The following is a 13,447-nucleotide window of genomic DNA, read 5'->3' on the forward strand; positions in this document are numbered from 1 at the left end:
CATGTATTGCGAGGATGCGATGGACCGCGGACTGCAAGAAGAAACGGTGGACCGGCTGCGCCGGACGGTGGAGAGGCTGGCGCGTTCCGCGGGCACACCGGACTGGGCATCCTCATTGGCCAACGTTGCCTGGGAAGTCACAGCCGCGTCGTCTGCTGCGCTACCGAGTAGCGATCACCCATTGCATCAACGGGCTGTCACAGACCTTGCCACTCTCCAGGAGACGCTCTCCGAAGTCGTGGTCACCATGAGCGATCCGCAGCGCTTTCAGACACTGCTCGCTTCGAAGGGGCAGATACCAGAAGTGATGCAGCAGCATCTTGCACTGATGGAGGCGCTGGATCGTGCGCTCGGCTGCATCGTGGGACTCATGCAATACGACGTCCACGACCGCTACCTGCTCGATCCAGAAGACGGCTTCATGATCTCAAGCGGCAGCATGAGCTATGGGCGCAGCCGTTTCCGTGGTCGAGCAAGCTAGGTGCATCGCAGTCTTGCACTCACCGGACGCAAGGATTGCGTGCCATAGCTAGGAGCGCGAACTGGTGGCCTTCACCCATGCTGTCGCGACTTGACAGCCATGAGGGAAAAAGATGATTCGAGTATCGGCATCCTTCTCGCGTCTCGACGCCTCTGGCTAGAAACGCGACACCGACCCCGCTCAGCGCGATATGCCCAACATTGCGCTGGGCTGGAATCACCTCCTCACACCACTACCTGACCCGCCACAGACACCACCCCATCACCCCCACTCTGCCGCAGCAGCCCCTCCGCCTCCAGTGTCTCCAGCGACACATCGGCGCCGGGATCGGCCGCCACCCCGTCCAGCGTCAATCCCACCCAACGATCGCGGCCGGCATGCTTGGCGCGATACAGGGCGGCGTCGGCGATGCGCAGGCTCAGTGGCCAGTCCCCGCCGGGATGTGCGGGGAACAGGCTGACGCCCATCGACACGGTGAGGGCGATGCGGCCGGTCGGGCGCACCAGTGGGTCGGCCTGCAGGCGCTCGCGCAGGCGGCGGAACAGGCGTGGGGCGTCGGCCAGGGTGCCACCGGGGCAGATCCACAGGAATTCTTCGCCGCCCCAGCGGGCGATGATGTCCGAGCTGCGTGCACACTCGCGCAGCAGGTCGCCCAGTCGTATCAAGGCGTGGTCGCCGCCTTCGTGGCCGTGCAGGTCGTTGACGCGTTTGAAGTGGTCGATGTCCAGCAGGGCGATCAGCAGCGGTTCCTGCGTGCGCTCGGGCGTCGCGGCGGCCTCGCGCGCCTGCAGCCAGGCGGTGACGTAGCGGCGATTGCGCAGGCCGGTGAGGGCGTCTTCCTCGCTCTGGCGACGGATGGTGGCGGCGAGTTGTTCCAGTTCGCGGTGCTGCGCCTGGATCTCCTCGTTCTTGCGCGCCAGTTCCGCGTTGATGCGCCGGCGCGCGCGACCTTCGCGCACCTTGAGCAGGAAAAAGCCGGCCAGCGCCAGCAGTGCGGCCAGCAGACCGTAGAGCACGCTGCGCTGGCGCTGCGCGCGCGCCTGCAGTTGCGCATACGCAACCTGTTCGGCGACACGGGTGCGGGCAAGTGCGGCCAGTTCGCTGTTCTTGCGCGCCAGGTCCACCGCCGATTCGAGCTCGGCGATCCGGGTCTTGGATTCGACGTTCACCGCCTTGTCGTTGACCGCCTTGTACTCGCGCATGAGGGCAAGCGCCTCGCGGTCGCGGCCGAGTGCGTCGAGGTTGTCGATCATGCGCGGGTACAGTTCCAGCCGCCGAGGGACGTTGTCCCACTGCGTGAACATCTGCCGCGCGCGCTCGAACGCGGCGGCCGCGGCGTCGCGTTGGCCGAGATCGGCCAGCACGTTGCCGAGCGTGGAATAGACGATGCCTCCCTCGCCATGGTCGCCGCCTGGCGCCGCCCCCTCCAGCATCGCGGCCGCTTCGCGCAACAAGGGCAACGCCTCACGCGGGCGATGCTGCAGCGCGAGCACGTTGCCCAGGTTGTTCAGCAATCCGATCAGCGACGTCTTGCCATCGGCACGCCCCGCCGCCAACGCCTGCCGGTAGATCGCTTCGGAGCGTTGCAGTTCGTTTGCGCCCTGATAGGCCGTGCCCAGGTTGTTGAGTATGTCCGCACGCGTCAGGTCCTTGTACGGCATCGCATCGTAGGCAGCGAGCGCACGCTGGCCGTAGGCGATCGCCTTTTTCCATTCGTGGGCATAGATGAACACGCCGGTGGCGTTGTGCAGCATGGAGACGTCGTCGGGCATGCCGAGTGCCTTGACCACACGCTCCGCCTCGAGCAGGGCGGCGATGGCATCGGGCATGCGCCCCTGCTGAGCCGACACCAGGAACACGGTCTGGTTGGCCTTGTACTCCACCGGATCCGGATGCCGACGTACTCTGGACAATGCGATGCGGGCGACCCGCAAGGCGTCGTCCTGCGCGCCCATCTTGTAGTAGGAGCGGGCCAGCAGTCGCCACAGCTCGGCGATGTGCGGATCGTGCGGCAGTTCCGCTTCCAGCCGCTGCATCTCGCCTTCGAGCTGCGCGATGCGGAGCGCGTCGCGCGGCCGCCAGATCTCGGCATTGAGTTGCGTGAACAGGCGCACGCGCTGTTGCGACGACAACGGCTGGGCGAGCAGCGCCGAGCCGATGGAGACCACCCTATTCGGCTGGCCTGCGGCGGCAGCCGCATCGACCAGTTCCAGGCCGAGCGCGATCGAGCCTTGCTTGTCGGCCGCGGCGTCCCAGGCCGGCATGCCCATCTGCAGCGCGGCCGCCGGGTCTGCGGCACGCATCGCCGCCACGCAGGCCGGCAACGCCTGCGCCGGTGCGCACCGCTGCATCGCGGCCGTGTGTGCCACCGCGGGCGACACCAGCACACTCCCACACAGCAGCATCCTGAGCGACTGCAAGATCAAGCGACTGCGCACTGCCGTTCTCCCCAAGATGCCGCAGCACACGCCGGATCCGTGAATGCGGCGGATATCGTCGCAATCCGGTCCCACGCGCGCCGTTGCCAGCGTGCAGCGACGCCGACCCGTGCAAGGCTATCGGCCACACGGGCAATTTCTTGAGCTCTATCCCATGCAAGAAGCCACGTTACTCACGCTACGCCTGCACGCGCCTTACCAGCGGGACCGCAACTAGCCCCTCTCCCACCGGGAGAGGGGTTGGGGTGAGGGTCGGAGCACGCGACACACCCATGCATCCCCCAACTCCAATCCCCAAATCCCATCAAAGTGGCGTCAGCTGCCTGAGCTGCGCGTCATCGGGAAACGCCAGCACGCGGTAACGCGGCGGATACAGCGGCGGCTGCGACTCCATCAGGTCGCCGAACGCGGCAATAGCCTCGTCCCATGACACCAGGACGACCGCTTCCTCCTCGGCATCGTCGCGCGGGACGACCAGGGCGATCCGGTCGGCCCTGGGCAGCAAGGTATCGACGCCCTTGGTCCAGGTGCAGAGCGAAAACTGCCGCGCGCCGTCGTCGCGCTCCTGGTAGACGCTGAACGATGCGACGAAGATGTCCTGCTCGGTCGCGTCGTGGAGCTTGTCCAGCGCCGCCTTCTGATCGGCGTAGGCAGGCGCGTCCAGCAGCCGGCGCAGGTCCGCCTGGCGCTGGCGATGCGCGGGCAACGCCAGCGCGAACGGCACCATGCGACGTGCCTCGTCGTAGGTGAACACCAGCGCCGAGACGTTGCGGCCCTGCGCGGCTGCTTCCACGCTCAGTTCCAGCATCGCGCCGATGGCGGCGGCGTCGCGATCGCCCACCACCAACAGACAATCGCGCGCCGGCAGCATGAACAGCGGATTGCCCGCCACCGGTACGCGGTACAGCACGTCGGGCAGCAAGGCGCGACTGGTGTCGTAGGCATCCTGCCATGCGCCGCGGAACACGCCGGGCGCGACTTCGACGAAATGGTCGGCGGTCGCGTCGCGCAGATTGTCGCGGGCGATGGCCAGGCCTTCGTCCAGGGTGATCCCCCATGCCGCGCGCGGCCCCTGGAACAGCGTGGAAATCGTGTCCGGCAGATCCAGCGCCAGCAGCTCGACGCAATCCTCGGCAATGTCGCGCCATGCATATGGAAATGGCGCATCGAGGCCTTTCTCCAGCATGTGCTCCAGCCGCAGCTCCTCGAACATGCCGCGATTGCGGATCACCGGCATCAGCGTCGCGCGCACCTCGTCGAATGTCTTTTCCCGGCCACTCTCTTCCTGCGCGTTGAGCGAGGACGTCACATAGGCGCGCAATGCCTCGGCCCGGCCTTTGCGCGTCGCGGTCCTGTAGGCCTGATAGGCATTGTGCAGATAGATGGTGTAGCCATTGCCGCCGACCAGTCGGAACGCGTCGGGCTGATAAACCAGCTCCTCGCGATAGCCGCGTGCGCGCAAGGCGTCGGTGTAGATCCTGGCGAAGGCGTCGGGGCTGGGCGTGCGGTTGAACAGCGTGTCGAACAGTGCAGCGAACATCGGCGGTCGTCCTTGTCGAGTGGCGGCATGCGGGTGCCGCGCGGAATGCTAGCGCAGCTTTGCGGCAGTCGCAGGTGGACGCGGACTGCAGTGTCGGCAACGGCACTCCGGCAACTCCGGCAACTCCGATTACGTCGAGCAGCCAGAACGCGTGCGCACGCTGTTCGGTCAGCCGTCCTTCCCACGTGCATGCACGGCGCACCGCATTACGCGTGTCCGTGTGCGGCGTGAAACAAAAAGCCCCGCTGTCGCGGGGCTCTCTGGAGACTCGGCACGTCCTTCTCCCGCATGCAGGAGAAGGAGCGGCGTGTCGCCTGCCTCAGGCGAACGGATCCTGCAGCACCATGGTGTGCTCGCGATCCGGGCCGGTGGAGACGATCGAGATCGGGCAGCCGGCCAGTTCCTCCAGCGCACGCAGGTAGGCGCGGGCGGCGGGCGGCAGTTCGTCCCACACGGTGATGCCGTGGGTGTTCTCGCTCCAGCCCGGGAACTCCAGGTACACGGGGGTGCACTCTTCCCAGCCCTGCGCGTCCAGCGGTGCGTATTCGGTGCGCTTGCCACGGTATTCGTAGGCGATGCAGACCTTCAGCTTCTCCATGCCGTCGAGCACGTCGAGCTTGGTGATGCACAGGCCGGAGATGCCGTTGATGGCCACCGCGCGCTTGAGCGCGACGATGTCCATCCAGCCGCAGCGGCGCGGACGGCCGGTGGAGGCGCCGTACTCGGCACCGCGATCGCGGATGCCCTGGCCGATCTCGTCGTCCAGTTCGGTCGGGAACGGGCCGCCGCCGACGCGGGTGGCGTAGGCCTTGGCGATGCCCAGCACGTAGTCGATGTCCTGCGCGCCCACGCCGGTGCCGGCCAGTGCGCCGCCGACGGTGGTGTTGGAGCTGGTGACGTAGGGATAGGTGCCGTGGTCGATGTCCAGCAGCGCACCCTGCGCGCCTTCGAACAGCACGCGCTTGCCCTGCTTGCGCAAGTCGTGAAGGATGCCGGCAACGTCGGACTTCATCGGCTGCACGTACTCGCCGAAGGCCAGCGCTTCGTCGAAGGTCTTCTGGAAGTCGACCGCTTCCACGCCCAGGTACTTGGTCAGCACGAAGTTGTGGTAGTCCAGCGCGGTGCGCAGCAGCTCTTCCAGCTGCGGCGGGTAATGCAGGTCGGCGACGCGGATGCCGCGGCGCGCCACCTTGTCTTCGTAGGCCGGGCCGATGCCGCGGCCGGTGGTGCCGATGGCCTTGCCGCCGGCGGCCTTCTCGCGGGCCTGATCCAGGGCGATGTGGTACGGCATGATCAGCGGCGCGGCCGGCGAGATCTTCAGGCGCGAACGCACTTCCACGCCGGAGGTCTCCAGCTCCTCGATCTCCTTGCGCAGCGCGGCCGGGGAGATCACCACGCCGTTGCCGATCAGGCACAGCGCGTCGTCGCGCAGGATGCCGGACGGGATCAGGTGCAGGACGGTCTTCTTGCCGTTGATGACGAGGGTGTGGCCGGCATTGTGGCCGCCCTGGAAACGCACGACGGCACCGATTTCCTCGGTGAGCAGATCGACGATCTTGCCTTTGCCTTCATCGCCCCACTGGGCGCCGAGCACGACAACTGACTGACCCATGGCTGGGTAACTCCTGGTTTGCTGCGCGACCGTCGGGGCCACGCGGATGTGGTGGCCGTGCGGGGACCGGCCGACACCAGTGCGGTTGCTCCATCGGGGAGCGTCCAGGCGGCGGCAGGACCCATACACGGAAAAAGCCGGTCGAGACGCTCGCGTGGAGCGGGCCCGGCCGGCTTTTGTGCATTATCCGGGTTTTGGGTGGCGGTCACCACCCCTTCCCCTGCCGCGTTCAGCGACCTGCCCAGCGGGCGCGATCAGGATGCGGTCAGGCGCGAACCCACAGCAAGGCGAGCAGTCCCACCGCCAGGGCTACCCCGCCAGCGATCCGCAACTGCGTGGCCGGCATGGCCAGCATCTGCTGCACCATCCGCTTCCAGGCCTCCGGCGCGACCAGCAGGATCAGGCCTTCGAAGACGACGACCAGGCACACCGCGGCGATCAGATCGTGCATGGGGCTCCCGGCAAGCGAAGATGGGCGGAGCGCGCGGCGCTCAAGCGTGTCGACCTTGTAGGAGCGACTTCAGTCGCGACGGGCTTTACCGGGAAGGCCCGTCGCGACTGAAGTCGCTCCTACAAAGGCTTCCAGCGACGGGGCCAGCCGCATGCAGCCGGCAACCCAATACATCATCAGAAACCGGGGACCCGCTTTGGCGAATCCCCAATCAACTCCCCAATCCCACTCCTCAACGATCGCTCTTGAGGTACTGCAGGAACGGGTCGTTCTTGTCGAGCACGATCACGCCGTTGCCGTCGGCCATGGCGCCGCGGTAGGCCTCCAGGCTGCGGTAGAAGGCGTAGAAGGACGGGTCGGCGGAGCCGGCCTTGCCGTAGACGCTGGCGGCCTCGGCATCGCCTTCACCGCGCAGCTTCTGCGCGTCGCGCTCGGCCTCGGCGACCAGCACCGTGCTCTCGCGGTCGGCCTGGGCGCGGATGGTCAGTGCCTGCTCCTCGCCTTCGGCGCGCAGCTTGGCTGCTTCCTGCTTGCGCTGCGCACGCATGCGCTCGTACACGTCGGTGATCACCTGGCTGTCGGTCGGCAGGTCGATCTGCTTGATGCGCAGGTCGACGATCTGCATGCCCAGGGTCTTGCTGGCCGCGTTGATCGCCACCAACTGCTTGGCGATCAGTTCGCTGCGGTCGCCGGACACCAGTTGCTGCAGGGTGCGCGAGTTGATCTGGTTGCGCAGCGAGTCGGTGATGATCGGCGCCAGCAGGCTGTTGGCCACCTTCTCGTCGCCGCCGGTGGTGGCGCGGTAGAAGGCGCGCACGTCGGAGATGTAGCCGATGGCGAAGAAGCTGACGCTGACGTCCTTCTGCTCGGCGGTGAAATAGCGCGCCGGGTTGGTGTCGATCACCTGGAAGCGGCGGTCGAACATGCGCACCGATTCGACCAGCGGCACCTTGAAGTGCAGGCCCGGCTTGAGGTCGGCACGCACCACGCGGCCCAGGTTCAGCACCATCGCCGCCTTGTCCTCGGGCACCACGAACACCGAGCTGAGCAGCGCGAACAGCGCGACGACGGCAATGCCCGCCCACAATGACAGTTTCATCGCTGGATCTCCTCACGGCCGGTCGGGCGCGGCGTGCGCTCCGGGTTGCGGACACTCTCGGCCGAACTGCTGTTCAACGCCGGCATCAACACGTCCTGCGGCACCGTCGGCAGCGAGGTGGTCGGCGTCGGCGGCGTCGCGGCGGCCTGCGCCTTGCTGTCGGCCGGCATCGGCACGTAGATCAGCTGGCGGCCGTCGCCGCCGATGACCTTGCGGTTCTCCGCCAGCACCTGCTGGATCGTCTCCAGCCACAGCCGCTTGCGGGTGACCTCCGGCGCGTTCTGGTACTGCTGCTGCAGCAGGGTGAAGCGCTCGGCGTCGCCCTGCGCGCGGGCGATCGCCGCTTCCTTGTAGCCTTCGGCGACGGTGCGGGTGCGCGCCGCCTGGCCGCGCGCCTCCGGCACCACCTTGGCGGCGTAGGCCTGGGCCTCGTTGATCAGCCGCTCCTTGACCTGCTGGGCGCCATTGACCTCGTCGAAGGCCGATTTCACTTCCTCCGGCGGACGCGCGTCGGGCAGGGTCAGGCCGGTCACGATCAGGCCGGTGTGATAGGCCTTCAGCGCGGCCTGCAGGCGCTCGCGCGCGGCCACGGCCATCGGCCCGCGGTTGTTGAGCACCGTGTTGAGATCCGAGCGGCCGATCTGTTCGCGCACCGCGCTCTGCGCGGCCTGCTCCAGCACCAGGTCGGCGTTGCGCGCGCCGAACACGTAGGTGCGCGGGTCCTCGACCCGGTACTGCACGTTGAGCGAGACGTTGACGATGTTCTCGTCGCCGGTCAGCACCGGCAGCTGGCTGTCGAAGGTCTTGATGCGGGTGGCATCGACCTTGCGCACGGTCTCGATCGGCCACGGCAGCTTGAAGTTCGGGCCCGGCTGCAGAATCCGCGAGAACTGGCCGAAGCGCAGCACCACGCCGCGCTGCTGCTCGCCGATCAGCTGGAAGCTGCTGAACAGCAGCACCAGCACCACCGCACCCAGGATCCAGCGGCCGATGCCGCCGCCATCGCCGAACAGGTCCTTCAACGGACCGGGCAACCCGCCCCACCTGCCTCCCCCATTGCCGCCACGCGGCGGCCAGGGACCGCGCCCGTGATTGTCGGGGCCGTCTCCGCCCTTGCCGCCAGGTGTGTTCCAGGCCATGCATGCTCCAAGAAGGAAGGTGGCGACGCGTCGGTCACGCGCCGGTCACCGGATAATGAGTCGCCGATTCTACAAGATGGGGCAGACCCGCCGTTTCGAAAGGGTATCTTGGTGCATTCCTGCGTGCCGACCAAGGTGTTCCATGTCCGTTCCCGCCCAGTTCTCCGCCTTCCGCATCCACCAGGACGCCACCGGCTACCACGCCGGCCTCGCCCCGCTGTCGCTGGACCAGCTCAGCGATGGCGAGGTGGTGATCCGCGCCGCCTGGTCGTCGGTGAACTTCAAGGACGCGCTGGCCGGCACCGGCCAGGGCAAGATCCTGCGCCGCTTCCCGCTGGTCGGCGGCATCGACGTGGCCGGGCACGTGGTCGCCTCCCGCGACCCGGCGTTCAAGGAAGGCGACGCGGTGCTGGTCACCGGCTGCGGCCTCAGCGAGACCCGCGACGGCGGCTACAGCGACTACGTGCGCCTGGAGTCCAAGTGGGTGGTGCCGCTGCCGGCCGGGCTGAGCCTGCGCGAGAGCATGGTGCTGGGCACCGCCGGCTTCACCGCGGCGCTGGCGCTGCTGCGCCTGCTCGACAACCGTCAGACCCCGGCGCACGGCCCACTGTGCGTGACCGGCGCCACCGGCGGGGTCGGCTCGCTGGCGATCGACATCTTCAGCCGCGCCGGCTTCGAGGTGCATGCGGTCAGCGGCAAGGCAGACCGCGCCGAACAGCTCAAGGCCTGGGGCGCCACCCAGGTGCTCGGCCGCGAGGCCCTGCAGACCAGCCGGCCGCTGGAATCGGTGCGCTTCGGCGGCGGCCTGGACAACGTGGGCGGGGCGATGCTGACCAGCCTGCTGGCGCAGACGGCACCGTACGGCAATGTCGCCAGTGCCGGGCTGGCCGCGACCGCCGAGCTGGACATGACGGTGATGCCCTTCATCCTGCGCGGCGTGTCGCTGCTGGGCATCGGCTCGGCCGGCACCGCCCGCGACCTGCGCGACCGCATCTGGCAGCACCTGGGCAGCGACTGGAAGCCGCGTCACCTGGAGACCATCTGCACCCGCGAAGTGGACCTGGCCGGCCTGCCGGAGGTGTTCGCGACGATGCTGGCGGGGCAGTCGTTCGGGCGCACCGTGGTGCGGCTGGATCCGAGCGCGTAGCCACGCCGGCGCTTTGTGACACGCAACGCTTTCCGCCCTCGCGCCGCTGCCACTACACTCGGAGCCTCCTAGGGGGAACCACATGGCACGCATTCTGATCGTCGACGACTCACCGTCGCAGTTGCTGGGCATCCAGCGCATCGTCGAAAAACTGGGGCACGAAACGATCACCGCCACCGACGGCGCCGCCGGCGTGGAAGCGGCCAAGGCGGCCTTGCCGGACCTGGTGCTGATGGACGTGGTGATGCCGAACCTCAACGGCTTCCAGGCCACCCGCACCCTGCGCCGCGAGCCGACCACGCAGAACATCCCGGTGATCCTAGTCACCACCAAGGACCAGGACACCGACCGCATGTGGGGCATGCGCCAGGGCGCCCGCGCCTACATCACCAAGCCGTTCTCCGAGGACGAGCTGTACGAGGTGATCGAGCGTGTGTTCAGTGGCGAGGATGCGCCGTAGAAGCCGGGAATCGGGATTGGGAATTGGGGATTCGTAAGGGCGGGTTTCCGGGCGGCGTTTGAGCGCGCGGCGTAAGGCCGCGTTGCAATCGGCGCCCCTTGTAGGAGCGGCTTCAGCCGCGACGGGCGTTACCGGTAACGCCCGTCGCGGCTGAAGCCGCTCCTACGAGGCCCCAAGCGCGAGGGGAGCCCGCTCTTGCGAATCCCCACTCCCGACTTCCCACTCCCGCCTCACCTCATACGGCCTCGCCAAACGCCTTGGCCAACCCGCGATACGCCTTGCGCTGCGCTTCGGTTTCCGGCGCCGGTGCCAGGACTTCCAGTTCGACGATCTGGTCGCCCGGCGGGGTGCCGGGCAGGCCGCGGCCGCGCAGGCGCAGCTTGCGGCCGGCGTCGGACTCCGGCGGGATCTTCAGTTCCACCGCCCCGCCCAGGGTCGGCACGCTGATGCTGGTGCCCAGCGCCGCCTGCCACGGCGTCACCTGCAGGGTGTAGAGGATGTTGCGGCCGTCCACCTCGAACTGCGGATGCGCGGCGTACTCGATCTCCAGCAGCAGGTTGCTGCCGCCGTTGCCCTGCCCGCCCAGCCGGATCACCTGGCCGGGGCGCACGCCCTTGGGGACGCGCACGTCCAGTTGCTTGCCGTTGATGGTGATGCGCACGCTGTCGCCGGCGTACACCGCCTCCAGCGGCACCGCCAGCTTGGCGCGGGTGTCGCCGCGCGGCGCGCCCGAGCCCGGACCGGGGCCGGCGCCGCCCTGGCGGGCGCGCTGCTGGCGGGCGAACAGGCTCTCGAAGAAATCGCTGAAGCCGCCGCCGGCGCCGCCGTTGCCGAACACTTCCTCGAAGTCGAAGCCCTGCGCGCCGCCGTAGTTCGGCGGCGCGTGGAACTCCTCGCCGGGCCGGTAGCCCTGCGCGCGCAGCTGGTCGTAGGCGGCACGCTTGGGCGGGTCGCGCAAGGCCTCGTAGGCCTCGTTGATCGCCTTGAACTTCTCTTCGGCCCCAGGCTCCTTGCTGACGTCGGGATGGTACTTGCGCGCCAGCCGCCGGTACGCGGTCTTGATCTCGGCATCGCCGGCGCTGGGTTCCACGCCCAGGGTCGCGTAGTAATCCTTGAATTCCATCCATCACCTCAAAAAGAGTCGGCCCGCCGCCTTGCGGCAACGGGCCGGTTGCATGCACTGCGCCATCGCCCGGCCATTCTACGGCCGGCCGCGAGGGCGCGGCGTCGCGATGGCGACGCCGCTGCGAGCAGGCGCTTACTGCACGATCGTGGCCCCGGTATCGACCTGGATCCGGCGCGGCGTGCTCGCCGGACGCTTGGGGATGCGCACTTCCAGCACGCCATGGTAGCCGGTGGCGGAAATGCCGTCCGGATCGGCGCTGTCGGGCAGCGCGAAGCGGCGGTGGAAGCTGCCGTAGCGGCGCTCGATGCGCGAGAAACGCTCGGTGTCGGCGGCCGATTCGCTCTTGCGCTCGCCCTTGATCGAGAGGATGCCCTTGTCCATCGACACCTCGATCTCCGACGGGTCGATACCCGGCAGGTCGGCGTACAGCACGAAGCGCTCCGGCTCCTCCTTGATGTCCACGCGCGGCACCCACTGCGCGGTGACGACGGCCGATTCGTCGGTGCCGCCGTTGGGGTCGAAGAAGCGGTCGAACACCTGCTTGATCTCGTTCTGGAATGCGGCCTGGGCCGGCCACTGGCGATAACGGACGATGCTCATCGTGGTCTCCTGAAACGTGAATGAGGTACACCCCGGAGGGGACGGTTCGCGGCGGCGGGACCGGCCCGCCGTCCATGCCGGTCAGATAGGCCTGCCGCGGCGCTTTTCAAGGCGTTGACGCCACCTTCCCATTTCCGTTTCTAGACTCGGTTCATCCAAGGAGCCCGACATGCCCATCCAGACCGGCGAACGCATTCCCGAAGTGGTGCTGCAGCGCATCCGCGACGGCGTGGAAGCCGTGGACACGCGCACGTTGTTCGACGGCCGCCGCGTGCTGCTGTTCGCGGTGCCCGGCGCGTTCACCCCGACCTGTTCGGAGAAGCACCTGCCCGGCTATGTGGAGCACTTCGACGAGTTCCGCAAGCGCGGCATCGAGGTGTACTGCATGGCGGTCAACGACCCGTTCGTGATGCAGGCCTGGGGCAAGAGCCAGCTGGTGCCGGACGGCCTGCAAATGCTGTCCGACGGCAATGGCGCCTTCGCCAAGGCGCTGGGCCTGGAACTGGACGCCAGCAGCTACGGCATGGGCGTGCGAGCGCGGCGCTTCGCGCTGTACGCCGACGACGGCGTGGTGCAGGCGCTGTTCGTCGAGGCGCCGGGCGAGTTCAAGGTCTCCGCCGCCGACTACGTGCTGCAGCACCTTCCCGACTGATCCCCTTACCCACCACAGGAAACGGCCAGCCATGTCCAACAAGCCAGCCACCCCGAAGACCGACGCCAAGCCGCTGCAGCACACCGCCGGCCTCACCGACACCGCCACGCTGCGCGCCAACGCCCGCCAGAGCATCGAGGACGGCGCGATCACCAAGAGCTACAGCGCCGACCGCGAGGCGGTGATCAAGATGCTCAACGACGCGCTCGCCACCGAGTACGTGTGCGTGCTGCGCTACTACCGCCACTACTTCATGGCTGCGGGCATGCTTGCCGATGCGGTCAAGTCCGAGTTCCTGGAGCACGCGCAGCAGGAACAGGCGCACGCGCACAAGCTGGCCGAGCGCATCGTGCAACTGGGCGGCGAGCCGGACCTCAATCCGGACACGCTGACCGCGCGCTCGCACGCCGAGTACAAGGAAGGCGAGGACCTGCGCGACATGGTCAAGGAGAACCTGATCGCCGAGCGCATCGCCATCGACAGCTACCGCGAGATGATCAACTTCGTCGGCGACAAGGACACCACCACCAAGCGCATCCTGGAAGAGATCCTGGCCCAGGAAGAAGAACACGCCGACGAGTTCTCGGACATGCTGGAAGGCTGGATCGGCAAGTAAGCCGGATAGGCTCACGCCCTCTCGTAGGACTCGTAGGACTCGTAGGAGCGGCTTCAGCCGCGACAGGCCGTCTCGATTGCACCTGT

At 67.8% G+C, this 13,447-nt stretch carries 13 protein-coding genes; 5 read left to right on the plus strand and 8 right to left on the minus strand.

Going from position 1 to position 13,447, the window contains the following annotated elements:
- Positions 1-19 precede the first annotated feature (19 nt).
- Positions 20-481, plus strand: a complete 462-nt coding sequence (locus tag AC1PMG_RS16075; protein WP_481109548.1) for a hypothetical protein — start codon at positions 20-22, stop codon at positions 479-481.
- Between the two features lie 224 nt (positions 482-705).
- Here the strand turns inward: AC1PMG_RS16075 and AC1PMG_RS16080 are convergent, their stop codons facing one another.
- The 6 genes from AC1PMG_RS16080 to hflK all read right to left on the minus strand — a co-directional run bounded on the left by AC1PMG_RS16080 (position 706) and on the right by hflK (position 8,760).
- Positions 706-2,850: a tetratricopeptide repeat-containing diguanylate cyclase gene (locus AC1PMG_RS16080; RefSeq protein WP_481109549.1), complete on the minus strand. Its 2,145-nt coding sequence runs from the start codon at positions 2,848-2,850 to the stop codon at positions 706-708.
- Positions 2,851-3,223: 373 nt separating this feature from the next.
- Positions 3,224-4,459 carry a DUF1444 domain-containing protein gene (locus tag AC1PMG_RS16085; protein ID WP_481109550.1) on the minus strand — a complete coding sequence of 412 codons (1,236 nt, stop codon included), beginning with the start codon at positions 4,457-4,459 and terminating at the stop codon, positions 3,224-3,226.
- Positions 4,460-4,778: 319 nt separating this feature from the next.
- Positions 4,779-6,071, minus strand: a complete 1,293-nt coding sequence (locus tag AC1PMG_RS16090; protein WP_026144396.1) for an adenylosuccinate synthase — start codon at positions 6,069-6,071, stop codon at positions 4,779-4,781.
- 265 nt (positions 6,072-6,336) lie between these two features.
- Positions 6,337-6,522 carry a DUF2065 domain-containing protein gene (locus AC1PMG_RS16095; protein WP_048490196.1) on the minus strand — a complete coding sequence of 62 codons (186 nt, stop codon included), beginning with the start codon at positions 6,520-6,522 and terminating at the stop codon, positions 6,337-6,339.
- Between the two features lie 232 nt (positions 6,523-6,754).
- Entirely contained in the window at positions 6,755-7,621 is an 867-nt protein-coding gene (hflC, locus tag AC1PMG_RS16100) for a protease modulator HflC (RefSeq protein WP_026144397.1), read from the minus strand.
- A complete protein-coding gene (gene hflK, locus AC1PMG_RS16105; protein WP_481109551.1) occupies positions 7,618-8,760 on the minus strand; it encodes an FtsH protease activity modulator HflK in 1,143 nt (380 codons plus the stop codon). Before hflK ends, hflC begins: the two co-directional genes overlap by 4 nt.
- Before the next feature lie 142 nt (positions 8,761-8,902).
- Between hflK and AC1PMG_RS16110 the strand changes: the two genes are divergently transcribed.
- Together AC1PMG_RS16110 and pilH are read left to right on the plus strand one after the other, a co-directional pair.
- Entirely contained in the window at positions 8,903-9,907 is a 1,005-nt protein-coding gene (locus tag AC1PMG_RS16110; RefSeq protein ID WP_481109552.1) for an acrylyl-CoA reductase family protein, read from the plus strand.
- 82 nt (positions 9,908-9,989) lie between these two features.
- Positions 9,990-10,367: a twitching motility response regulator PilH gene (gene pilH / locus AC1PMG_RS16115; RefSeq protein ID WP_010340114.1), complete on the plus strand. Its 378-nt coding sequence runs from the start codon at positions 9,990-9,992 to the stop codon at positions 10,365-10,367.
- Positions 10,368-10,602: 235 nt separating this feature from the next.
- On the opposite strand, the gene AC1PMG_RS16120 is transcribed toward pilH, so the two are convergent.
- Both AC1PMG_RS16120 and AC1PMG_RS16125 read right to left on the minus strand, forming a co-directional pair.
- Positions 10,603-11,490, minus strand: a complete 888-nt coding sequence (locus tag AC1PMG_RS16120) for a DnaJ C-terminal domain-containing protein (protein ID WP_152240529.1) — start codon at positions 11,488-11,490, stop codon at positions 10,603-10,605.
- Between the two features lie 135 nt (positions 11,491-11,625).
- The gene (locus AC1PMG_RS16125; protein WP_010341349.1) at positions 11,626-12,093 is read right to left on the minus strand and encodes an Hsp20/alpha crystallin family protein; all 468 of its coding nucleotides are present in this window, start codon (positions 12,091-12,093) and stop codon (positions 11,626-11,628) included.
- A 169-nt stretch (positions 12,094-12,262) separates the two neighbouring features.
- On the opposite strand from AC1PMG_RS16125, the gene AC1PMG_RS16130 reads away from it, so the two are divergent.
- Together AC1PMG_RS16130 and AC1PMG_RS16135 are read left to right on the plus strand one after the other, a co-directional pair.
- Positions 12,263-12,745, plus strand: a complete 483-nt coding sequence (locus AC1PMG_RS16130) for a peroxiredoxin (RefSeq protein WP_152240528.1) — start codon at positions 12,263-12,265, stop codon at positions 12,743-12,745.
- Positions 12,746-12,776: 31 nt separating this feature from the next.
- Positions 12,777-13,361 carry a ferritin-like domain-containing protein gene (locus AC1PMG_RS16135; protein ID WP_342074461.1) on the plus strand — a complete coding sequence of 195 codons (585 nt, stop codon included), beginning with the start codon at positions 12,777-12,779 and terminating at the stop codon, positions 13,359-13,361.
- Positions 13,362-13,447 lie beyond the last annotated feature (86 nt).

The organism is Xanthomonas sp. NCPPB 2250, assembly GCF_056725265.1.